Here is a 22,082-nt window from a genome sequence, read left to right as displayed (position 1 = left end):
AGTGCTGGAAACGCGGCTGAAGAATTCTGAAAGCCCGCCGCAGCAGGCGTCCAGGGTGATCAGCGCGGTGCACTCCACACGCTGTTCGGGTCGCCATGCCGCGCGCGGCGCAGGCTCGCACGGGCCAGCGTGGCAAACCCGAAGGCCAGTGCCAGCGCCACCGCGTCCACCCAGAACAAGGGCCAGTAGCCACGTGCCGCGCTCGCCCACGGCCAGTAGCCGGTCAGCGCGCCGTGTACCACCGCCACCAGCGTGGTGCTGATGGCGGCCGCCCAGAGCAGCTCACGGGCGGCCTGGTCGGGGCGACGCAGTGCCGCCCACAGCGCACACGCGGCCCAGGTGGCGAAACAGATCCAGCGGATGCCGTGATCGACTGCCTGCGGCGCGACCTGCTCCAGGATCTGCGCGCCCACGAAGCTCGCCGAAACCGCGACGCACAGCCCGATGCACACCCCCACCGTGGCCCGGGCCATGTTGATCTGCGCGCGCCCCTGTTCGACCTGGCGCCGCTTGCGACGCGATTCGATCCACAGCAGGTTGCCGGAATAGAACAGGAAGGCGCCGCCCAGGCCGAGCAGGAAGTACAGCCAGACCACCACGCCATTGCCGAACTCGCCGAAATGCAGCGCGTAGGCCGCACTCAGGGTGGCGTGGTTGGCATCGCGCTGGCCGGGCAGCTGGCTGCTCAGCAGCCGTCCGCTGGCCGCATCCAGGCCGACCGCGCCGAGCGGCCCCAGGGTGCCGCCGGATTCACCGGTGATCTCGATCGTGGCATTGGCATCGCCGGCATGGGCGAGCTTCAGGAAGGCCGGTTCGAAATCGGCCACGCCCTGCGCGCGCGCCACCTCGATGGCACGGGCGTGCAGCATGCGCAGGTTCGTTCCATTGCCGGACTGGCCGCTGGGCTCGCGTACCGGTGCGGTGTCCATCGCGGCCGGCACCGCCTGCAGCAGCTTGCCGTCGAAGATCAGCGGATTCAGCGCCGCCATCTGCAGGAAGATCAGACAGAGCAGCGCGCCGGTGACCGCGAACATCAGGTGGAAGGGCAGGCTGAGCACGCCGATCACGTTGTGCGCGTCCTGCCACATCTGCTTGAGGTTGCGGCCCGGGCGCAGCGCGAACAGATCACCGAACAGCTTGGGCAGGTGGATGACCAGGCCGCTGAGCAGGGCCACGCCATACAGCAGGCTGACGATGCCCATCAGGTAGGTGCCCGCGACCGGCAGGCCGAGGCTGTAGTGCAGTTCGTTGACCAGCTCGGCCAGCCCGGTCTGCGGCGGCGTGATGCTGCCGTCGTAATGGTCCAGCCAGGCATACAGCCAGGTGCCCTTGGCATCCTGCCAATACGCGATCGGCTGCGGATGGTCGCCGCCGGGGAAGGTCATGCCCACATGGGTGCGTGCGGCCGGGTGGCGTTCGAGCACGCCGTCGAGCAGGCGCTGCGCGTCGTCCAGGCTGGCGGCGGGCGTATCCACCGCATGCGGCGTCTGCCACAGCGGCAGATCGTGGTGGAACAGGGTCAGCGCACCGGCGTAGAACGCCACGAACAGCGCGAAACCGGCGACCAGGCCAACCCACGTATGCAGCGTGGTGAAGGTGCGCAGGGTGTGGGAACTGAACTTCATCGCATCGCTCTCATTGCACCGCGCCCGTCAGGCGCAGCAGCCACAACAGGCCGAATCCGGCCACGGCGGTCGCGCTCATCACCGCCCACGCGCGCGGGCCGGTGCGGAAGCTGAAGGCCCAGATCGCGGCCAGCATCCACAAGGGAATGAAGGCGATCAGGCTGGGCACCAGCGCGTTCTGCCACGGCCCCGGCGGCAGCCAGGCGACCAGGCCGGTGGCCGCGGCCGCGACGAAGAACCCCGCCAGGAGGCCGGCGCCCGCGCGGGCCCACATCAGCGCATCACCTGTGCCGGGCGGTGCCACGCGGCCAGCAGCGGGAGCAGGATCGCCACCAGCATCCAGCTGCACAGCATCACCACCACGCCGGTGGCGATGCCCAGATTGGCGATCCACAGCCACAGCGCCGCCACGGCAGCCACCAGGCTGATCTGCCGGCCAAGGCGGCCGGCACGGCGCAGGCGCGGCCAGCGGCAGTGCGGTGAGGCGGCATACAGCGCCAGCGCGGAAAAGGCGGAGCCGGCCAGCGCCAGGCTGCAGAAGCCGAGCGAGGTCAGCGCAACAGTGATCATCGGGAATCCAATCGGCAAACCTGTCCTGGGCAGGACAGTAATCCGCGCATGGTAATCATTGCGGTTTGTGGGCGCCACACGGACGCATTCAGGCGGTCCGCTGCCGGGCCGCAGCCGGGGGCGGCGCATTCATCACCGGATTGGTTTAAGATCAGGCCAACTCTATCGAGGCAACAAGGTGGCCCGCGCCCTGCGCCGGTCTAGCGTGTGACATGAGCACTACCACCGCCCACCGCTGAACGCCCCCGACGGCCCCTGACGCAGGCGCCTTAGTGGCGCTTTTTTGTTGCCGCCTCGCCCCCGGATTCTCCAGGCCCCCTTGCGGGCCACCAGACCAAAGCACTCTCATGATCGCGATCACGCTCCCCGACGGCAGCCGCCGTGAATTCGAACATCCCGTCAGTGTCATGGACGTCGCCCAGTCGATCGGCGCCGGCCTGGCCAAGGCCACCATCGCCGGTTCGGTGGATGGCGTGCTGGTCGATGCCAGTGACGTCATCGACCACGATGCCAGCCTGCGCATCATCACCGCCAAGGACGAGGAGGGCGTTGAGATCATCCGCCACTCCGCCGCCCATCTGGTCGGCCACGCGGTCAAGCAGCTGTACCCGGACGTCAAGATGGTGATCGGCCCGGTCATCGCCGAAGGCTTCTACTACGACATCTACTCCGAGCGCCCGTTCACGCCCGACGACATGGCCGCCATCGAAAAGCGCATGGGCGAGCTGATCGCGCAGGACTACGACGTCATCAAGAAGGTCACCCCGCGTGCGGAGGTCATCGAGATCTTCAAGGCGCGTGGCGAAGACTACAAGCTGCGCCTGATCGAAGACATGTCGCCGGATATCCAGGCGATGGGCATGTACTACCACCAGGAATACGTGGACATGTGCCGCGGCCCGCACGTGCCCAACACGCGCTTCCTGAAGGCCTTCAAGCTGACCCGCATTTCCGGTGCCTACTGGCGCGGCGATGCCAAGAACGAGCAGCTGCAGCGCATCTACGGCACCGCCTGGGCCGACAAGAAGCAGCTCGAGGCCTACATCAAGCGCATCGAAGAAGCTGAAATGCGCGATCACCGCCGCATCGGCAAGCAGCAGGAGCTGTTCCACCTGCAGGAAGAGGCCCCGGGCCTGGTGTTCTGGCATCCCAAGGGCTGGGCGCTGTGGCAGGTGGTCGAGCAGCACATGCGCCGTGTGTACCGCGACAGCGGCTACGGCGAAGTGCGCTGCCCGCAGATCCTGGATGTGTCGCTGTGGCAGAAGTCGGGCCACTGGGACAACTACCAGGAAAACATGTTCTTCACCGAATCGGAGAAGCGCACCTACGCGGTCAAGCCGATGAACTGCCCGGGCCACATCCAGGTGTTCAACCAGGGCCTGCACAGCTACCGCGACCTGCCGATCCGCTACGGTGAGTTCGGCTCGTGCCACCGCAACGAGCCCTCCGGCGCACTGCACGGCATCCTGCGCGTGCGTGGTTTCACCCAGGACGACGGCCACGTGTTCTGCACCGAGTCGCAGATCGAAGCCGAAGTGACGGCCTTCCACCAGCAGGCGCTGGCGGTTTACACGACCTTCGGTTTCGACGAGATCCAGATCAAGATCGCGCTGCGCCCGGAAAAGCGCCTGGGCGATGACGCCACCTGGGACAAGGCCGAAGCCGCGCTGCGTTCGGCGCTGGGCAACTGTGGCGTCGAGTGGCAGGAGCTGCCGGGCGAGGGTGCCTTCTACGGCCCGAAGATCGAGTACCACCTCAAGGACGCCATCGGCCGTACCTGGCAGCTGGGCACGATGCAGGTCGATTTCATGATGCCCGGCCGCCTCGGCGCCGAGTACGTGGACGAAAACAGCCAGAAGAAGCACCCAGTCATGCTGCACCGGGCGATCGTCGGCTCGATGGAGCGCTTCATCGGCATCCTGATCGAGCACCACGCCGGGTCCTTCCCGTCCTGGCTGGCCCCGACCCAGGTGGTGGTGGCCAATATCACCGACGCCCAGGCTGAATACGTCAGCGAAGTGCGGAAAACCCTTGCAGATCAAGGCTTCCGCGTGAACGCCGATTTGCGCAACGAGAAGATCGGATATAAGATTCGCGAGCATACGCTGCAGCGGGTCCCGTACCTGCTGGTGGTTGGCGACCGTGAGAAGGAAAATGGCGCCGTGGCCGTGCGTACGCGCTCTGGCGAAGATCTGGGCAGCATGTCCGTCCAGGCCTTCATCGAGCGGTTGCAGGCAGAACAGTCCGTGTAAGAAAGTCCCGGCCCTGCGGATGCTCCGCGATGGGCCGGTTTGATTCCTCTGGGAGATTGCAATATCAGTACCCCTGACAACAAACAGAACCGCAAGAATCAGGAAATCCGGGTGCCGCGCGTCCGCGTGATCGGCAGCGACGGAGAAATGATTGGTGTGTTGACGCGTGACGAAGCGCTGTCGATGGCCGAAGACGAAGGTCTGGACCTGGTCGAGATTCAGCCGCAGGCTGATCCGCCGGTGTGCAAGATCATGGACTTCGGCAAGTTCAAGTTCGAAGCGCAGAAGAAGGCCAACGAGGCCAAGAAGAAGACCAAGCAGGTCGAGATCAAGGAAGTGAAGTTCCGCCCGGTCACCGATGAAGGTGATTACCAGATCAAGCTGCGCAAGATGCGCGGGTTCCTGGAAGAGGGCGACAAGATCAAGGTCAACATCCGCTTCCGTGGCCGTGAAATGAGCCATCAGGAACTGGGTCGCGAGATGGCCAGCCGGATCGAAGGTGATCTGGGCGAGGACATCGTGATCGAGTCCCGTCCGCGCCTTGAAGGCCGGCAGATGGTGATGATGATCGCGCCGAAGAAGAAATAACCGGCTCGTCCGGCTGTTTCGATTCGCGTAGCAGGCAGGGGCGCCTTCTCAGGCGCTTTCTGCCGTTTGCCGTGGCCGCAGCCTCCTGTGGCCCGCCCGGCGGGCGTTCCACGCCCTGCCGGCACCGGTAAACACCCGCCCAATCAAGCGTTTGCAACTGCCTGGATTCACAGGCATAATGGGCGGCCCCGTTTTGCGGGGGTGCTGTTTTGAACGGTTTCCCGCCCCACAAAGGCACGCTGTTTCAACGGCAAACAGGACCGGCCTGGTTCCCATAGGGGATCCCGGGCTTACAAGCAGGCAAGGGCACGGACGGAAAGTGTGGCAATGCCACCGCCCTGGTCAGTGACAAAACATCATCAAGGACATAGCAATGCCCAAGATCAAGACCAACCGGGCGGCGGCCAAGCGCTTCCGCAAGACCGCGTCCGGCAAGTTCAAGGCTGGCCACGCCAACCGTAGCCACATCCTCACGAAGAAGTCGACCAAGCGGAAGCGCAATCTGCGTCAGACGAACCATGTTCGTGCAGAAGACGCAGGCCGTTTGAACCGTATGCTTCCCTACCTCTGAGGACTGACCCATGGCACGAGTAAAGCGTGGCGTACAGGCGCGTCGCCGCCACAAGAAAATTCTGACCCTGGCGAAGGGTTACTACAACGCTCGCCGCAAGGTCTTCCGCGTTGCCAAGCAGGCCGTGATCAAGGCACAGCAGTACGCCTACATCGGTCGTAAGCAGAAGAAGCGCAACTTCCGTTCGCTGTGGATCACCCGCATCAACGCGGCTGCCCGCATCAACGGCCTGAGCTACAGCCGTTTCATGAACGGCCTGCTCAAGTCCGGCATCACCCTGGACCGTAAGGTTCTGGCTGACATCGCCGTGCACGACGCAGCTGGTTTTGCTGCACTGGCCGAAAAGGCCAAGGGCGCACTGGCGGCATAAGTCCATTCCCCTGCCGTTGCCGTTCACGCGCAACGGCTGTGGGTAAGGCAAATGCATGGGGAAGGGCGCAAGTCCTTCCCCATTCTTTTTTGTGTTGGCGGTGGCCCTCCCGGTGCCATCGATCGACAGCGGTGGCGACGGGGGTCGGCCCGACGCGCATCGCGATGGCATACCGACGCGAGGCTCCGGCTATCCATGAGTGACATCCAATCCCTGACCACGCAGGCACTGGCCGACGTGGCCGCTGCCCAGAGCCCCGACGCGCTGGAAGCCCTGCGCGTGGCCCTGCTGGGCAAGAACGGCAGCATCACCGCACAGCTCAAGCAGCTCGGTGGCCTGCCGGCCGATGAGCGCAAAGCCGCCGGCGAAGCCATCAATCGTGCCCGTGACGCGCTGACCAGCGCGCTGGGTGATCGCAAGACCGTGCTGGAAGACGCTGCGCTGGACGCGCGCCTGGCCGCTGAAGCGATCGACATCACCCTGCCGGGCCGTCGCGATGAGCGCGGTGGCCTGCACCCGGTGACCCGTACCCTGGAGCGGATCACCGAGATCTTCGGCCGCCTCGGTTACGAGCTCTCCGAAGGACCGGAAATCGAAGACGACTGGCACAACTTCGAAGCGCTGAACTTCCCGCCGCACCATCCGGCGCGTGCGATGCACGACACCTTCTATTTCGGCGATGGCCGCCTGCTGCGCACGCATACCTCCGGTGTGCAGGTGCGCTACATGGGCGAGCATGCACCGCCGCTGCGCATGATCGCGGCCGGCAAGGTGTACCGCAGCGACAGCGACCAGACCCATTCGCCGATGTTCCACCAGGTCGAAGGCCTGCTGGTCGATGAGCACTCCACGTTCGCCGATCTGAAGGGCACGCTGTCCGAGTTCGTACGCGCGTTCTTCGAACAGGATTTCGAAATGCGCTTCCGCCCCAGCTACTTCCCGTTCGTGGAACCCGGTGCGGAAGTGGACATCGCCTGGCAGCAGCCCGACGGCAGCACCCGCTGGCTGGAGGTGCTCGGCTGCGGCATGGTCCATCCGAACGTGCTGCGCAGCGTCGGCATCGATCCGGAGCGCTATACCGGCTTCGCCTTCGGTATGGGCGTGGAGCGCTTCGCGATGCTGCGTTACGGCGTCAACGACCTGCGCGCGTTCTTCGAAAACGACGTGCGGTTCCTGAAGCAGTTCGCGTAAGCGCGTCAGCGTAGCGCCGGGCCATGCCCGGCTGGACAGGATTCAAGACCATCACGGCCCAGGCGCCTGCGCCGGGCCCACCAGGGTGACACCATGAAATTCTCTGAAAACTGGCTGCGCAGCCACGTCCCGACCACCGTTTCGCGCGATGAACTCAGCGCGGTGCTGACCGCGATCGGCCTGGAAGTGGAAGAGGTCGATGCGCTGGGCGATGGCCTGCAGCATGTGGTCGTAGCCAAGATCATTTCCGCCGAGCGCCATCCCGAAGCCGACCGCCTGCAGATCTGCCAGGTCGATGCGGGGCAGGGCGAGCACCTGCAGATCGTGTGTGGCGCACCGAACGCGCGGCCGGGCCTGGTCGCCCCGCTGGCGATGGTCGGTGCGCAGATCGGCGACCTGAAGATCAAGCCGGCCAAGCTGCGTGGCGTGGAGTCCAACGGCATGCTGTGCTCGGCCAAGGAGCTGGGCCTGGACACCGATGCCTCCGGCCTGTTCGAACTGCCGGACGATGCGCCGGTCGGCCAGACCCTGGTCGAGTACCTCGGCCTGCCGGACGCCAGCATCGAGATCAAGCTGACCCCGAACCGCGCCGACTGCTTCAGCATCCGCGGCATCGCCTTCGACGTGGCCGCCGCGTGCGCCAGTGAAGTGGTGCCGTTCGACGCCGCCCCGGTGCCTGCCGTGGGCACGCGTGAGCTGGCGATCCGCCTGGATGCCGGTGCCGAAGCGCCGCGTTATGTCGGTCGCGTGATCGAGGGCGTCAACGCCCGCGCCGCGACCCCGCTGTGGATGGCCGAGCGCCTGCGCCGCAGCGGCGTGCGCCCGGTCTCGCTGCTGGTGGACGTCACCCAGTACGTGATGCTCGAGCTCGGCCAGCCGATGCACGCCTTCGATCTGGGCACCCTGCAGGGCAGCATCGGCGTGCGCCGTTCGCGCGCCGGTGAAACCCTGAAACTGCTCGACGGCCGCGACGCCGCGCTGGACGACAGCTTCCTGCTCGTCACCGATGCCGACCGCCCGATCGCGCTGGCCGGCCTGATGGGCGGCTTCGATACGCGCGTCACCGACGACACCACGAACGTATTCCTGGAAGCCGCGCATTTCGCGCCCGCCGCGATCATGGGCCGGGGCCGCAAGCTCGGCCTGCACACCGATGCCGGCCACCGCTTCGAGCGCGGCGTCGACCCGGTGCTGCCGCGCACGGCGATCGAGTATGCCACCCGCCTGATCCTGGACCTGGCCGGCGGCACCCCGGCGCCGGTCACCGAGGCCGTGCGTGAGGCCGACCTGCCGGCGACCGCCACCATCGCCCTGCGCCGCGCCCGTATCGCGCGCGTGCTGGGCATCCAGATCGCCGATGCCGATGTGGAGCGCATTCTGCGCGCGCTGGGCATGGACGTGACCGCGTCCGCCGATGGCTGGCAGGTGACCGCGCCGAGCCGCCGCTTCGATATCGCCATCGAAGAAGACCTGATCGAAGAGCTGGCCCGCATCCACGGGTACGAGCAGATTCCGACCACGCTGCCGGGCGGTGCCTCGCGCGTGGCGATGCCGACCGAGACCCGCCTGGACGACCTCAGCGTCCGTCGCCAGCTGGTCGCCCGTGACCTGCAGGAAACCATCAACTACGCCTTCGTCGATGCCGCGCTGCTCGCGCAGTGGCAGCTGGACGAGGGTCTGGTCGCGCTGGCCAACCCGCTGTCGGCCGAACTGGCGGTGATGCGTCCGTCGCTGCTGCCGGGCCTGGTCGCCACCCTGGGCCGCAATGCCGCCCGCCAGCTGGGCCGCGTGCGCCTGTTCGAACTGGGCCGCGTGTTCCATCAGCAGGCCGGCGAGGGCCAGCCCGCCCCGCTGGAGACCCAGCGCGTGGCCGCTGCGATCTGTGGCGATGCCGACACCCAGCAATGGGGCCTGCCGACCCGCAAGGTCGATTTCCACGACCTCAAGGGCGACCTGGAATCGCTGGCGGCCGCCAGTGGCGCCGAACTGGAGTTCACGCCGTCGCAGCGTCCGTATGGCCACCCGGCACGCTCGGCCGAGGTCTACCGTGACGGCGTCAGCCTGGGCTGGATCGGCCAGATCCACCCGCGCCTGGCCAAGGCCATGGATATCGACGTGGACGTATTCGCCTTCGAGCTGGACCTGGCCCCGCTGGCCGCCCGCGCGCTGCCGCGTGCGAGCGAGCTGTCGCGGTTCCCGTCGATGCGCCGCGATCTGGCCTTCCTGGTGCCCGAGGCCGCGGCCTGGGCCGACCTGGAAGCCACCCTGCGCCGGGCCGTCGGCCCGCTGCTGCGCGAGGTCACCCTGTTCGACCGGTACGTCGGCCAGGGGGTCGAGCCGGGGTTCAAGAGTCTCGCTATGGGCTTGATTTTGCAGGACAAGTCGCGCACTCTGACGGACCGCGACGTGGATGCGGTGGTGGCCGAGGCGGTCTCTGCCATGGAGCGTGAACATCACGCCCGGATCCGCGGCTGAGCGGGAAGCATGGGGGATAGCAGGCAATGGCATTGACCAAGGCGGAGATGGCCGAGAAGCTGTTCGACGAAGTCGGTCTGAACAAGCGCGAAGCCAAGGAATTTGTCGACGCGTTCTTCGATGTGCTGCGTGAAGCATTGGAACAGGGACGTCAGGTGAAGCTGTCCGGCTTCGGGAATTTCGACCTGCGGCGCAAGAACCAGCGCCCGGGTCGCAACCCCAAGACCGGTGAGGAAATTCCGATTTCCGCCCGTACGGTGGTCACCTTCCGTCCGGGCCAGAAGCTCAAGGAAAGGGTAGAGGCATATGCTGGATCCGGGCAGTAACCGAGAACTTCCGCCGATACCGGCCAAGCGCTACTTCACCATCGGTGAAGTCAGCGAACTGTGCGACGTCAAGCCGCACGTGCTGCGTTACTGGGAAACCGAGTTTCCCAGCCTCGAGCCGGCCAAGCGCCGCGGCAACCGCCGCTACTACCAGCGCCACGACGTGCTGATGGTCCGCCAGATCCGCGGCCTGCTCTACGAGCAGGGCTACACGATCGGCGGCGCGCGCCTGCGCCTGGAAGGTGCCGATGCGCGCGAGGAATCGGCGCTGAGCAACCAGATCATCAAGCAGACGCGGATGGAACTGGAAGAAGTGCTGCAATTGCTGCGCCGCTGAACCATTTTTCACGCAAACCCGTTATACTCGTCGGCCCGCTGAGAGGCGGGGACATTGCCAGCATCATCGGGGCGTAGCGCAGCCTGGTAGCGCATCTGCCTGGGGGGCAGAGGGTCGTCGGTTCAAATCCGGCCGTCCCGACCAATGTTGGTGATTCGATCAAAGGCTTGTGCAGCGATGCGCAGGCCTTTTTTCTGTCCGGTAAAACATCCTCCCGTCTCGACGTGACAGCGAGAAAGGCAATGCACCCGTGATCCAGATTCGCCAGGCAACGATGCAGGACCTGCGAGCGCTGGTGGCCATCGACAGCGTCGCCGCACAGGCGCCGGAACGCGCTGAGCTGATCCGCGCCTGGATCGGGGCGGATGCGTGCTACGTGGTCACCATCGACGCATGCGCCGCCGCGTACGGCGTACTCGACTATCACTTCTTCGGCTGCGGCTTCATCGAGATGCTGATGGTCGATCCAGCGCGCCGTCGCCAAGGGCTGGCCCGGATCCTGATCGAGTATCTGAAATCCGTCTGCGCGCACCCCAAGCTGTTTGCATCGACCAATCGTTCCAACACCCGGATGCAGGCCGTGCTTCTGCAGACCGGCTTCGAATCCAGCGGACACATCGACAACCTCGACCCCGATGATCCGGAGCTGGTGTTCTATTGCAGGGTCACCCCGGGCGATGGTTGAGCCTTCGAGGCCGGGCGTGCCCTTGTCGATGCAGGGCGACTGGTTGAGCGGCCGTTTACGCGCGGCGTCGGCTTCGCTGCGGATTGCGTCGTGGGCAAGCCAGACGTTCGCGGTCAGAAGGTTTAATGCGGGTGCCTCAATGCCCGTTCAACGGCAGCGGCCGGTCGATCACCACGTCCTTCATCACCAGGGTCGAGGTCAGCCGCTGCACGCCGGGCAGGGCGGAGAGGTGTTCGTCGTAGAGGTGCCGGAACGCGGCCAGGTCGCGGGTGACCACGTGCAGCAGGTAGTCCGGGTCGCCGAACAGGCGCTGTGCCTGCAGGACCTGCGGCACCTCGGCCACCGCGTGTTCGAAGGCGTCCACCGCGTGGCGGTCGCCGTCGCGCAGGGTGATGAACACCAGCGCTGAGAACTTCAGGCCCAAGGCGGCGGGATCGAGCTCGGCGCGATAGCCGCGGATCGCGCCGGACTGCTCCAGGGCACGCACGCGGCGGTGACAGGGCGAGATGCTCAGGCCGATGCGCTCGGCCAGCTCGGTCACAGTGAGGCGGCCGTCTTTCTGCAGCTCGGCAAGAATTCGCTGGTCGGTGGCATCCATGCGCAAGAGTTTCCTCCTGCAGGCCGGCGGGGTGCAAGTATTTGGAAGCACATTCCAAAGGCGCGGGAATATTCTTCTGTCCATCCCGCCGATCGCGGCAAGACCGCCCCTTGGACCCCCATGCAACCCAGCGTCATTGCCGCCTTCTGGGCGGTGTCCATCCTCTTCGTGCTCATCCCCGGTGCGGATTGGGCGCACGCGATCGCCGCCGGCCTGCGCGGGCGGGCGGTGGTGCCGGCGGTGGCCGGACTGCTGTCTGGCCATCTGCTCGCGATCGGGCTGGTCGCCGCGGGCGTCGGTGCGATGCTTGCCCGCGTGCCGGTCGCGCTGCACGTCCTGACCGTGCTGGGTGCGCTGTATCTGCTGTGGCTGGGCATCGGCCTGCTGCGCCACCCGCCGGTGGCTGCGGCCGACGCTGCGGGCGTGGTGACGGGGTGGCGCCATTGGGCGCTCAAGGGCGCCTGCGTCAGCGGGCTCAATCCCAAGGTGCTGCTGCTGTTCCTGGCCCTGCTGCCCCAGTTCATTTCCGCCAGCGCGGCGTGGGCGATGCCCGTGCAGATCATCGCGCTGGGCATGGTCCATCTGGTCAGCTGCGGCGCGGTCTATCTTGCGGTCGGCTATGGCGCCGGTGCCTTGCTGCGCACGCGCCCGCGTGCATCACGCGCCGCCGGCCGTGTCTCTGGCGCTGCGATGATCGTGATCGCCGTGCTGTTGTTGAGCGGAACCGGCACACTCTGACCCCACGTTGTTCTCCACCAGGATGCTTCGCATGACCGAACAGCTCCATCCCTACGCGACGCCGGGCACTGCCCCGGTCCCGGCACCGCGCGTGCGCATTCCGCACCTGCAGCAGATGAAGGAGCGCGGCGAGAAGTGGGCCATGCTCACCGCCTACGACATGTACACCGCGGCGATCTTCGAAGATGCCGGCATTCCGGTGCTGCTGATCGGCGACTCGGCGTCCAACAATGTATTCGGCAACGACTCGCTGCTGCCGGTCACCGTCGACGAGCTGATGCCGCTGGTGCGCGCGGTGAGCCGCTGCACGCGGCGGCCGCTGGTGATCGCCGATCTGCCGTTCGGCTCCTACCAGGCCTCCCCGGAGCAGTGCTTCCACACGGCCGTCCGTTTCATGAAGGAGGGCGGCGCACACGCCGTCAAGCTGGAAGGCGGGATCGAGATGGTGCCGCAGGTCCGCAAGCTGGTCAGCTGCGGCATCCCGGTGATGGCGCATATCGGCTTCACGCCGCAGTCGGAGCATCAGCTCGGCGGCTTCCGCGTGCAGGGGCGGGGCGAGGATGGCGCACGGCTGATCGAGGAAGCGCGCGCGCTGGAGGCGGCCGGTGCTTTCGCGGTACTGATGGAAATGGTCCCCGGCACGGTGGCCGCACAGATCACCGCGGCGCTTAAGATTCCCACCGTCGGTATCGGAGCGGGCAGCGACTGCGATGCGCAGGTGCTGGTCTGGCAGGACATGGCAGGGCTGCGCACGGGCAAACTGCCGCGCTTCGTGAAGCAGTATGCGGACATGCACGGGCTGCTGGAAAAGGCCGCGCGTGAGTTCGCGGAAGAGGTGGGCGCAGGCACGTTCCCCGGCCCGGAACACACGTTCTGATCGATACGCGCGCGGCCTGAGGCGCGTTTCCACGGTACCGCCGCGCGGCGGTACCGTGCTCCCCGCGTCATCCAATCGTCATGCAGGCCACGTACCTTCGCCGCACCTGGGGGCGAGGCGGGATCGTGGCCGAACACGCAAAACGGCGTTTGGCGCGCATGTTTCTGGAGCAGGGGCCGGTGCTGAGGGGATTCTTCACCCGCCGCGGTGCGCGCCAGGACGCCGAGGACATGGTGCAGGAGACCTATCTGCGCTTGCTGCGCGCACATGAGGATCAAGGCGAGGCGATCGCCAATCCGGAGGCCTACCTGTTTACCGTCGCGCAGAATCTGGCGCGCGAGCAGGCCGCGCGCCGGCGCTGGTCGATGCTTCCGATCGATGATCTGGAGAACCTCACCACGCTGCTGACCGGCGAAGAAACCGTCGAGGATGCCGCCGAACGCGCGCAGCGCCGCACGCATCTGCAGACGCTGCTGGGTACCTTGCCCGAGCACACCCGTGCGGTGTTGGTGATGCAGTACCGCGATGGACTCAGCTACAAGGAGATCGCCGAGCGGCTGGGCGTGTCCTCCCATATGGTCAAGAAGCACGTGGTGCGCGGCTTGTCCGTGTGCCGCCGCGCGCTGGCCGGTCATGCGGAGGCGTGGTGAGCGAGATTCCCGCCCCGCGTCCTTCCCTCGCCAACGAAGCCGCGCACTGGCATGCGCTGCAGCGCCAGGGCGGGGTGACGCCTGATCAGCAACGCCAGTTCATGACCTGGCTGGTGACCTCGCCGGCCCACCTGCGCGAGTACATCACGGTCAGCCGCGTGGCCAGCGAGCTCAGCGATGCGCTGCGGGGCATGGCGGTCGACCTGGATGCGCTGATTGCTGCAGGGCCACCGCCGGCCGACGACAACGTGGTGGCGCTGCCGGTGCGGCGGCGTCCGCCGCAGCCGGTGGCATCGCGCGCGTCACGCCGGCACCTGCCGGGTATCGCCGCAGCCGCCGCGCTGCTGCTGGGCGTGGGGATAGTCGGCCACATGGCCTGGCCACAGACCCGCCACTACGTCGCGGCGCATGGCGCGCCGCGCAGCTTCGCGCTGCCCGATCACACCGTGGTGCATCTGAACGCGGAGAGCGAACTGTCGATCCGCTTCACCCTGCTGAGCCGCCGCGTGGAGCTGTCGCGCGGGCAGGCCAGCTTTGTGGTCGCCGAGGAACGTCGTCCCTTCGCCGTGCATGCGGCAGGGCTGGAGGTGCGCGATATCGGCACGACCTTCGACGTGTCGCTGCGGCGCGAGCAGGCGAGGATCGAGGTGGCCGAAGGCAGCGTGCAGGTGCGCGGCGACTCGGGCCAGGGCCGTCTGCTCGCTGATCTTCGCGCCGGGCAGAGCGCCCACATCGACTACCGCGACCAGTCCATCAGCATCCGCCAGCAGCATGCGGACACGATGACCGCATGGTGGCGACGCCGCGTGGTGTTCCAGGACGAGCCACTGCGCGAGGTGGCCGAGCAGTTCAACCGGCTCAACGACGTGCGCCTGCAGGTGGATGACGATGTCGCCGGCGCGCTGCGCCTGACCGGCAACCTGCGTGGCGATGATCTTGCATCGCTGCGTACCTTCCTCGATCAGCAGCCCTCGCTGCATACCCGTGTGGTCGACAGGACGATCCGTGTGGGCAGCCGCTCTGCCGCTGGGGCCGCGCAGAAACCGCAGTAATGGCAGTGCCCCGCGGGACTGGGCGCGGTGCTGCCAAGGGCTGTCAAAAAAAATTCATCGAAATACCGGTGCCCGATCCTCGCCCTGCGCCCTCGTAGTCCAGGCAAGCGCGAACGATTCCGTCTCGCGACGCTCATACCACCCCACTGGACTTCTACGATGCGCCGCATTCTTTTCCTTTCGATCGCTCTTGCCCTGCAGAGCGCTGCCGTCACCGCCATCGCGCAGGAATCGCGTGTTGCCAGCGAGGCGATTCCTGCCCAGCCGCTCGACCGTGCGCTCAATGATCTGTCGCGCCAGACCGGGCTGCAGTTCGTCTACAACGCGCAGCAGGCCGGCAACCCGCGCACCCGCGCCATGCCCGCCGGCCTGGCGCCGCAGCAGGCCCTGGAGCAGCTGCTGGACGGAACCGGCCTGCGCTATCGCTATCTCAACGACACCACGGTGACCATCGAAGCGCGCAGTGATGCCGCACCGTCGGGCACGTCCGCCGTACCCGTCGACGCATCCGCTGTGGCGTTTGAAGCGGCACCCGCGGGCGCCGGCGATGCCGGCCTGCAGCAGCTGGAGCGCATCGACGTGGTCGGCAGCTACAGCCGCAGCCTGGAGCAGGCCGTGGACATCAAGCGCGCCACGATCGGCTTCTCCGATTCGATCGTCGCCACCGACGTGGCCGACTTTCCCGAGCAGAACCTGGCCGAAGCCCTGCAGCGCATGCCCGGCGTGACCATCGAGCGCGACAAGGGCCTGGGCAGCCGCGTCAATGTGCGTGGCCTGCCATCGGAGTACACCCATGTCTCGATCAACAACCTGGCCACCGCGTCGGGCAGCGGTGGGCGTGACATCGAGTTCGACATCTTCGCCTCGGAGATCATCCAGCAGGTGACGGTGCTGAAGTCGCCGACCGCGGCGGACGAGGAGGGCGGCATCGCCGGCTCGGTGCAGATCTCCACCGCGCGCCCCTTCGATTACACCGGCCGCAAGCTGGTGGCGTCGGTCGAAGGCGCGCACAACTCGATCTCCGAAGAGGTCGATCCCAAGTTCTCGTTCCTGGCCAGTGATACCTGGGGTGACTGGGGTGGCCTGGTGTCCTTCGCCACCGCCAAGCGCAGCAACCGCACGGACGCGACCTCCGGGATCAACTTCCGTCCGATGTCGCGCTTCCTGGGGGCCTCCGGCACGCGCGGTACGCAGGCTGCCGCAGTGCTGGCCCGCGATGCCGGTGTGGTGGTCAAGAACCGCAACGACACCGATGAAAGCAACCTGATCGTGTTCCAGGACAAGGTCGGTGACCGCGTGTTCGTGAACGACCAGGACAAGTGGGGCGCCACCGCCTCGCTGCAGTACAAGCCGAGCAGCCGCTTCAGCCTGACCTTCGATGCGATGCTCGGCGGCTACGACACCACCGAAGACGAGTACGACGCAGCCGCGTATTCCGCCTCCAGCCGCAGCACGCTGGAGACCATCCATGACTACGACGCCAGCACGCTGTCGCAGTACGGCATCGTGGTGCTGCGCGATGTGTCCTACACCGCCACCCAGCACGAAATGCTGAGCAAGGAGCGGATCAACAAGACCGATTTCAGCCAGTACAGCATGGCGATGGATTGGAAGGGCGATACCTGGGGCGTGGATGCGATGGTCGGCTATTCCGGCGCCGACAAGACCCTGGATGCCAGCAACCTCAAGCACGTGGCCTACGCGCCCTCGCGGACCCGCTGGACCGGCAAGAGTGGCGAGACGATTCCCAGCGCCAACCCGGCCAGCATCGACATGTACAACGCTTCGGACAAGTACCTGTTCGAGGCCTATGAAACCACGCTGGAGAAGGTCAGCGATGACAAGTACGCCGCCCAGGTGGATGTGACCAAGTCACTCGAACTGACCTTCCTGCCGGCCCTGCGCAGCGTCCAGTTCGGTGCGCGCTACACCGACAAATCCAAGCAGCGCGAGTACGGCGAAGCGAAGATCTACGGGCCGGGTGCGGGCAACAACAGCTGGGTCAACAAGCGCACCCTGGCCGACAGCCCGTTGCAGTCGATCGCCGATATCGTGCCGGGCGGTGGCTACTCGGTGAAAGACCTGGACTGGAAGATGGTCTCCAACGACTACGCACGCAGTGCCTTCCGCTATCCGGGCTTCGCGACGCCGTTTGATCCGGGCCAGTACTACCGGGTGGATGAGAACGTGACCAGCCTGTACGCGATGACCGACATCGGCTTCGATGTGGGCCGCGTGCCGGTCTCGATCAACGCCGGCGTGCGCTACGTGGATACCTCGGTGCAGTCCTCCGGCTTCCACCCGATCCAGCGGGCAGACGGTAGCACCGGCTATACCGACACGCCTGTCTCGCGCAAAGGCAGCTACAACGATCTGCTGCCGAGCCTGAATGCCACCGCCGAACTGGCCGAAGGCCTGCTGCTGCGCGGCGCGGCCTCCAAGACCTTCATCCGCCCGGCGTTGACCGACATCGCCTACAAGCGCACCGCCAGCTGGAGCTCGTTCCGCTTCACCGATGGCAACCCGGATCTGCAGCCTACCTATGCCAAGCAGTGGGAACTGGGGCTGGAGAAGTACCTGGACAACGGTGGCCTGCTCGCGACCTCGTACTTCCACAAGAAGATCGACGGCGTGGTGATCAATGCGCTGACCGGCGTGGTGCCGGATGTGGCGGTCTACAACGCCAACGGCTCGCTCAACGGCACCTATGATTTCGACGTCTACCAGCCGATCAATGCCAATGGCACCTATGTCGTGAAAGGTGTCGAGCTGATCGCGCAGCTGCCGCTGAGCATGCTGCACCGTTCGCTGGAAGGCTTCGGCATCAACGCCAACTACACGATGCTGGACAGCTCGCTGGCCGGCGAATCCGACCTGGGCGTGAGCACGCCGATGCCGGGTCTTTCGGAGAAGTCATACAACGTCACCGTGTACTACGAGAACGCGCGCTTCGACGCGCGCGTGTCGTACAACCACAAGGGCGAGTATGTCGAATCGATCGGCTACAACATGTACCCGATCTGGCGCGATGACTACGGCCAGGTGGACGTGTCGATCGGCTATCGCCTCACTGACAGCATCAAACTCAGCCTGAAGGGCATCAACCTGACCAACCAGGCGACCACCGGCTACACGATGGATCCTGCGTTCCCGACGATGTACGAACGCTCCGGCCGCCGCATCAGTCTCGGCCTGCGCGCGGACTTCTGAGCCGCCCGCTTCGCGGTGCATCCGGAGGCGCGTACGCGTGCCCCGGATGCGGCCGCCCGTTTGTGAGGAATACTTGATGCGACATTTCTTTTTCCTGCCGCTTGTGGCCGTGCTGGCGTGGCCGGTGGTCGCCCAGGCGGCGGATGACGATGCCGGCCGCAGCTGGCAGGCCGGTGATCACCATGTCCACAGCGAGTGGAGCGTGGACTGGGATCGCAGCACCCTGCCGCCGACACCGATCCGTGGCGGCGACTCGTCCTACACCCGCACCCATAACGCCCGGCAGGCGCTCGCCAATGGGCTGACCTGGATGGTGCATACCGATCATGGCGGGCCGGGGCATTCGGCGGTCACCCGGGACCATGCGTGGCCGGCGCTGCTGGATGCGCGGCGCGAGGTGCCCGGGCTGATCCAGTTCAACGGCATGGAATTCGACGTGCCGGCGGGCGAACACGCTTCGCTGATCATCGCGCCAAGCCCGGATGAGCGCGATCAGCTGGTCGCGATCGAACGCGGGTACAGTCGCAGCGAGCCGCTGCAGGGCAGCCGTGATGATGGGCAGACGATGCTCGATGCACTGGCCCACATGCGGGCGCTGCCGGCACCCCCGTTGATGTTCATCAATCACCCCTCGCGCACCGCCACGGCGATGGGCCGGTGGGGCGATGTCGAGCCCGATGAACTGCGGGCGTGGCATGGCGCCGCACCGCAGGTCCTGGTCGGCATGGAAGGCGCGCCGGGCCATCAGGCCACCCGTGTCCATCGTGGCCTGTATCGCAATGCCGATGCACCGACACTGGGCGGCTTCGACCAGATGACCGCGACGGTGGGCGGGATCTGGGACACGCTGCTCGCCGAAGGCCATCGCTTCTGGATCACGGCCAGCTCGGATTCGCACGTCAATCAGCGCGACGGCGGCAGCGATTTCGATCCCGGCCAGTACAGCAAGACCCATGTCTGGGCGCGGCGGGACGCCGAGGACATCCTCGATGGCCTTCGACACGGGCGGATGTTCGCGGTGACCGGTGATCTGATCGATGCACTGGAGCTGCGTGTGACTGCGAACGACGACGAGGTACGTAGCGCCACGATGGGCGGCACGCTGTCGCTGTCCCCTGGCGCCTCCATGCGCGTTGAACTGCGGGTGCGTGCACCGGCCTCAGCCAATCACGCTGGGCGGCACCCGGTGCTGGATCACGTCGAATTGATCGTAGGCGGCCCCGGCAGTGGAAATGGGCCTGTGATGCAAACGCGTGTGTTCGGCGCCAGCGACTGGCAGGTGGACGGCGCATGGCGCTCGGTGTCCTGGGTGTTGCCGGTCCCCGCCCGGGGCGGTTTCGTCCGTGCCCGCGGCAGTAGTACTGCGGAGCGGACGCCGCTGCCCGATGTGCCAGGCGAAGATCCCTGGCAGGACCTGTGGTTCTATTCCAATCCCGTCTTTGTGGAGGCCGCGCGCTAGCGGGTGTCGATCCGCTGGCGCGGCGTGCGCGGCGCGGGGCCAGCGGGGTAGAGTGATCGCTGACCTCATGGACGCGAAAGGAGAAGCAGATGGCGGTACGAACCCTGATGGCAGCGGATCTCGAAAAGGCGAGCCACATCTGCATGGCGGCCTTCATGGGGGCGGTGGCGCAATCGCTGCCTGACCTTGGGATTGAGACCTTTGCCCGTATCGCCTCGGTGGAGGGGTTCCGCGCGCGCATGGCGCAGGACAATGTGATGCTGGCCTACGCGCATGAGGATCGGCTCATCGGTATCGCTGAGCTCAAGGAAGGCCGTCACGTGGCCATGCTGTTTGTCGACCCGGCGGACCAGCAGCAGGGGGTCGGCAAGGCCCTGATGGCGGCCATGGTCGAGCAGGCGCGTGTGGAGGTGCTGACCGTGAGCGCGTCGCTCTCGTCGGTACCCGCCTATGAGCGCTATGGCTTCACCTGCACAGGGGAGGCAGCGGAATCTTCCGGGCTGCGCTACCAGCCGATGGAAATGCGCTTGGCGCCGCGCGCCTGACTTCACGCCGTTCAGTCGGCGCGTTCACGAAGGTGAGACAGCCTGCTGGCTACCGTGGAGTCCTGTCATTCAACCCGATTCGGGGAAAGGATCATCATGATCAAGTGGGCCATCATTTTTGCCGTCATCGGCCTGATCGCCGGTGCCCTCGGTTTTGCCGGCATCGGCGGCGCTGCGATCGGCATCGCCAAGTTCCTGTTCTGGGCCGGCATCATCATCGCCGTGGTGCTGTTCGTGCTGGGCATGACGATCGCCAAGAAGGTGACCTGACCCGTCGCGTAAACACGCGGCGGTTCCAGATAAAGGCCTGCGCGGTTTCGCGCAGGCCTTTTCGTTGGCGAGGCAACAGGTGCCCCGCAAGGCTCAGTTGAAGTACACCGACACGCCCAGCCCGGCCTGGGTATCCGGGCTGTCGTCGTCCAGCCCCACATCGAAGGACGCATCGAGCTGCACGGTCGGGCTCGCCATCCAGGTGATCCCTGCGCCTGCGATCCTGCTCGAGGGCTCGCCGTCCGTATGGGTGAAGCCCGCTTCCAGGTAGGTGCTGACCGTGTCGGTGGCGGCGAAACTCAGGCTGGGCGCCCAGGTGACGCTGTCCTCGCTGCCGCCGCGGGTCACGTTGGCGTAGAGCGCGCCGGTCCAGCGGTCGCTGACCTCGTACTCATAGCTGGCGCCCAGCGCGTACTGCGTCGCGCCCTCGCTGAAGTCGCGTGAGCCGGTGGCAAAGGTGGTGGTGGCCAGCAGGGCCACGGCGTGCCTGTCCGATGGCAGGGGCAGGGCGACTTTGAGGCCGATGCCGAGATCCCCGGCCCCACGGCTGTGCGCAGCCGGCGCATCGCGCGGCGCCACGCGCAGGTGGTTCCAGGGCGAAGTGAAGGCCTGCAGCTCAACGTGGCTGGCCACGCCGATCCGCAGGGCGAGGTCGGCACTGTACTGCGTGCTCAGCACCCCGTCCGCGTCGCGGTCGCGGCTGAAGCTGGGCAGTCCCGCCTCCAGCGCTACGCCACCGCGGGGCAGCGTCGAAGCCGCAAACCCGATGCCCGGGCGATCGAAGGCCAGCTCGGGTGGCGCATCCTCCTGCGCGGATGCGGCAGTGGAAAACACCAGGGACAGCAGCAGCGCTGTACATCGCATGCAAATACTCCCGGCCGGACCATGACGGCATCAAGGAGCAGCCAGCCTGCTCCTTGGCCGGAATGTAGCACGGTGATTTTCGCGCTTCTGTGCAGAGGCCGGCGCAGCGTCCTGCGCCGTGGCGCCACCGCGCCTCCGCGACAGGGTGGCGCTGCAGCGGTCAGTGTGCCGGCCGGGTCATGGCGATGAGGGCATCGCGCATGCGCACGGTCGCTCCATCGGGTGTCGCGTCACAGCCGAGCACGCAGGCGCGGAGCAGGAATCCATCGGCGGCGTGCCGGGCGGCGGTCAGCTGCGCATCGCGACGGTCGAGCGGATGCTCGCGCAATACGGCATCCAGCCACGAACGCCGCGCGGTGACCCATTCGCTGTCGACGTGGTGCGGCCGGCACTCGACGCTGATGGTGCGCCCGATGTCGAACAGCTCGGCGATGTAGGCGCGCGAAAACCGGCCGTGGGCCTGGCTGTCGCGCTCCATGCGCTGCTGGATCGCACGGTGGAGATTGGCCACGATCGCATGCGCGGCGAGGTCATCATTGGCTGCTTGCAGCAGCGAGGTATCGGTTGCGTTGTGCATTCGCGCCTCCAGGACACCGGTGGGGGAAAAACGAGGAATCAGCCGCGCGGCAAGGCGGGATCACCCTGCCGCAGCAGGGTGTCCAGCAGCGCGACGACGCGCTCGCCCTGGCCCTCGCAGGCCAGTTCGAACGTGGTCTGCCCGTCGAGTGCGGGCAGCGGGGAATGCAGAATCCATTCAAGAACGGCGGCGCGGTCCGGCTCGATCTGCAGGGCCAGATCCGCGACACGACGTACGATTCCCTGACGCATG

The 22,082-nt window shown here is 66.4% G+C and carries 24 protein-coding genes and 1 tRNA gene; 18 read left to right on the top strand and 7 right to left on the bottom strand.

What is annotated here, in order from left to right:
• Window positions 1–59 precede the first annotated feature (59 nt).
• The 3 genes from AB9O74_RS12665 to AB9O74_RS12655 are packed head-to-tail and all read right to left on the bottom strand — an operon-like array spanning window position 60 to window position 2,195.
• On the bottom strand, window positions 60–1,625 hold the full coding sequence (locus tag AB9O74_RS12665; protein WP_369349522.1) for a PepSY-associated TM helix domain-containing protein: 1,566 nt from the start codon (window positions 1,623–1,625) through the stop codon (window positions 60–62).
• Window positions 1,626–1,635: 10 nt separating this feature from the next.
• On the bottom strand, window positions 1,636–1,899 hold the full coding sequence (locus AB9O74_RS12660) for a hypothetical protein (RefSeq protein ID WP_179458363.1): 264 nt from the start codon (window positions 1,897–1,899) through the stop codon (window positions 1,636–1,638).
• On the bottom strand, window positions 1,899–2,195 hold the full coding sequence (locus AB9O74_RS12655) for a hypothetical protein (protein ID WP_179458364.1): 297 nt from the start codon (window positions 2,193–2,195) through the stop codon (window positions 1,899–1,901). The genes AB9O74_RS12660 and AB9O74_RS12655 overlap by 1 nt, the downstream gene beginning before the upstream one ends.
• Before the next feature lie 347 nt (window positions 2,196–2,542).
• Between AB9O74_RS12655 and thrS the strand changes: the two genes are divergently transcribed.
• The 10 genes from thrS (at window position 2,543) to AB9O74_RS12605 (ending at window position 10,990) form a co-directional block, all read left to right on the top strand.
• Complete coding sequence (gene thrS / locus AB9O74_RS12650) at window positions 2,543–4,447, top strand: threonine--tRNA ligase (protein ID WP_369349521.1); 1,905 nt, start codon at window positions 2,543–2,545, stop codon at window positions 4,445–4,447.
• Between the two features lie 48 nt (window positions 4,448–4,495).
• A complete protein-coding gene (infC, locus tag AB9O74_RS12645) occupies window positions 4,496–5,035 on the top strand; it encodes a translation initiation factor IF-3 (protein WP_172838068.1) in 540 nt (179 codons plus the stop codon).
• A gap of 373 nt (window positions 5,036–5,408) precedes the next feature.
• Window positions 5,409–5,606 carry a 50S ribosomal protein L35 gene (rpmI, locus tag AB9O74_RS12640; RefSeq protein WP_017355265.1) on the top strand — a complete coding sequence of 66 codons (198 nt, stop codon included), beginning with the start codon at window positions 5,409–5,411 and terminating at the stop codon, window positions 5,604–5,606.
• Window positions 5,607–5,616: 10 nt separating this feature from the next.
• Complete coding sequence (gene rplT / locus AB9O74_RS12635; protein ID WP_017355264.1) at window positions 5,617–5,976, top strand: 50S ribosomal protein L20; 360 nt, start codon at window positions 5,617–5,619, stop codon at window positions 5,974–5,976.
• A 195-nt stretch (window positions 5,977–6,171) separates the two neighbouring features.
• The gene (gene pheS, locus AB9O74_RS12630) at window positions 6,172–7,167 is read left to right on the top strand and encodes a phenylalanine--tRNA ligase subunit alpha (protein WP_369349520.1); all 996 of its coding nucleotides are present in this window, start codon (window positions 6,172–6,174) and stop codon (window positions 7,165–7,167) included.
• A gap of 93 nt (window positions 7,168–7,260) precedes the next feature.
• A complete protein-coding gene (pheT, locus tag AB9O74_RS12625; RefSeq protein ID WP_369349519.1) occupies window positions 7,261–9,642 on the top strand; it encodes a phenylalanine--tRNA ligase subunit beta in 2,382 nt (793 codons plus the stop codon).
• Window positions 9,643–9,668: 26 nt separating this feature from the next.
• Window positions 9,669–9,968: an integration host factor subunit alpha gene (locus tag AB9O74_RS12620; RefSeq protein WP_005410432.1), complete on the top strand. Its 300-nt coding sequence runs from the start codon at window positions 9,669–9,671 to the stop codon at window positions 9,966–9,968.
• Window positions 9,949–10,305 (top strand): MerR family transcriptional regulator, encoded by a 357-nt coding sequence (locus AB9O74_RS12615; protein WP_019182707.1) that lies wholly within the window; start codon window positions 9,949–9,951, stop codon window positions 10,303–10,305. Before AB9O74_RS12620 ends, AB9O74_RS12615 begins: the two co-directional genes overlap by 20 nt.
• Window positions 10,306–10,372: 67 nt before the next feature.
• A tRNA-Pro gene (locus AB9O74_RS12610) sits at window positions 10,373–10,449 on the top strand.
• A 151-nt stretch (window positions 10,450–10,600) separates the two neighbouring features.
• Window positions 10,601–10,990, top strand: a complete 390-nt coding sequence (locus AB9O74_RS12605) for a GNAT family N-acetyltransferase (protein ID WP_369349518.1) — start codon at window positions 10,601–10,603, stop codon at window positions 10,988–10,990.
• Between the two features lie 136 nt (window positions 10,991–11,126).
• On the opposite strand, the gene AB9O74_RS12600 is transcribed toward AB9O74_RS12605, so the two are convergent.
• Entirely contained in the window at window positions 11,127–11,588 is a 462-nt protein-coding gene (locus tag AB9O74_RS12600) for an Lrp/AsnC family transcriptional regulator (protein WP_346489739.1), read from the bottom strand.
• A 120-nt stretch (window positions 11,589–11,708) separates the two neighbouring features.
• Here AB9O74_RS12600 and AB9O74_RS12595 point away from each other — a divergent pair, with 120 nt between their 5' ends.
• The 8 genes from AB9O74_RS12595 (at window position 11,709) to AB9O74_RS12560 (ending at window position 20,389) form a co-directional block, all read left to right on the top strand.
• A complete protein-coding gene (locus AB9O74_RS12595) occupies window positions 11,709–12,326 on the top strand; it encodes a LysE family translocator (RefSeq protein WP_369349517.1) in 618 nt (205 codons plus the stop codon).
• A gap of 31 nt (window positions 12,327–12,357) precedes the next feature.
• A complete protein-coding gene (panB, locus tag AB9O74_RS12590) occupies window positions 12,358–13,203 on the top strand; it encodes a 3-methyl-2-oxobutanoate hydroxymethyltransferase (protein ID WP_179458413.1) in 846 nt (281 codons plus the stop codon).
• A gap of 125 nt (window positions 13,204–13,328) precedes the next feature.
• On the top strand, window positions 13,329–13,853 hold the full coding sequence (locus AB9O74_RS12585) for an RNA polymerase sigma factor (protein WP_346489737.1): 525 nt from the start codon (window positions 13,329–13,331) through the stop codon (window positions 13,851–13,853).
• On the top strand, window positions 13,850–14,905 hold the full coding sequence (locus AB9O74_RS12580; RefSeq protein ID WP_369349516.1) for a FecR domain-containing protein: 1,056 nt from the start codon (window positions 13,850–13,852) through the stop codon (window positions 14,903–14,905). The genes AB9O74_RS12585 and AB9O74_RS12580 overlap by 4 nt, the downstream gene beginning before the upstream one ends.
• Window positions 14,906–15,064: 159 nt before the next feature.
• The gene (locus AB9O74_RS12575) at window positions 15,065–18,115 is read left to right on the top strand and encodes a TonB-dependent receptor (RefSeq protein ID WP_369349515.1); all 3,051 of its coding nucleotides are present in this window, start codon (window positions 15,065–15,067) and stop codon (window positions 18,113–18,115) included.
• Between the two features lie 76 nt (window positions 18,116–18,191).
• On the top strand, window positions 18,192–19,574 hold the full coding sequence (locus AB9O74_RS12570; RefSeq protein WP_369349514.1) for a hypothetical protein: 1,383 nt from the start codon (window positions 18,192–18,194) through the stop codon (window positions 19,572–19,574).
• Window positions 19,575–19,663: 89 nt separating this feature from the next.
• Window positions 19,664–20,119 carry a GNAT family N-acetyltransferase gene (locus AB9O74_RS12565; RefSeq protein ID WP_369349513.1) on the top strand — a complete coding sequence of 152 codons (456 nt, stop codon included), beginning with the start codon at window positions 19,664–19,666 and terminating at the stop codon, window positions 20,117–20,119.
• 96 nt (window positions 20,120–20,215) lie between these two features.
• Window positions 20,216–20,389 (top strand): DUF1328 family protein, encoded by a 174-nt coding sequence (locus AB9O74_RS12560; RefSeq protein WP_019182774.1) that lies wholly within the window; start codon window positions 20,216–20,218, stop codon window positions 20,387–20,389.
• Between the two features lie 93 nt (window positions 20,390–20,482).
• Here AB9O74_RS12560 and AB9O74_RS12555 read toward each other — a convergent pair whose 3' ends face one another.
• From AB9O74_RS12555 to AB9O74_RS12545, 3 genes are all read right to left on the bottom strand, one after another.
• Window positions 20,483–21,253, bottom strand: coding sequence for a transporter (locus AB9O74_RS12555; RefSeq protein WP_369349512.1), 771 nt, complete (start codon window positions 21,251–21,253; stop codon window positions 20,483–20,485).
• Window positions 21,254–21,413: 160 nt separating this feature from the next.
• Window positions 21,414–21,830, bottom strand: coding sequence for a hypothetical protein (locus AB9O74_RS12550; protein WP_369349511.1), 417 nt, complete (start codon window positions 21,828–21,830; stop codon window positions 21,414–21,416).
• Between the two features lie 38 nt (window positions 21,831–21,868).
• Window positions 21,869–22,081: a hypothetical protein gene (locus AB9O74_RS12545; protein ID WP_369349510.1), complete on the bottom strand. Its 213-nt coding sequence runs from the start codon at window positions 22,079–22,081 to the stop codon at window positions 21,869–21,871.
• Between the last annotated feature and the right edge of the window lies 1 nt (window position 22,082).

This window comes from Stenotrophomonas sp. JAG2, assembly GCF_041080745.1.
In the GTDB taxonomy this organism is placed as follows: Bacteria; Pseudomonadota; Gammaproteobacteria; order Xanthomonadales; family Xanthomonadaceae; genus Stenotrophomonas; species Stenotrophomonas maltophilia_AA.
Note: the sequence above shows the minus strand (reverse complement) of the source record. Positions and strands in the feature narration are given on the sequence as shown.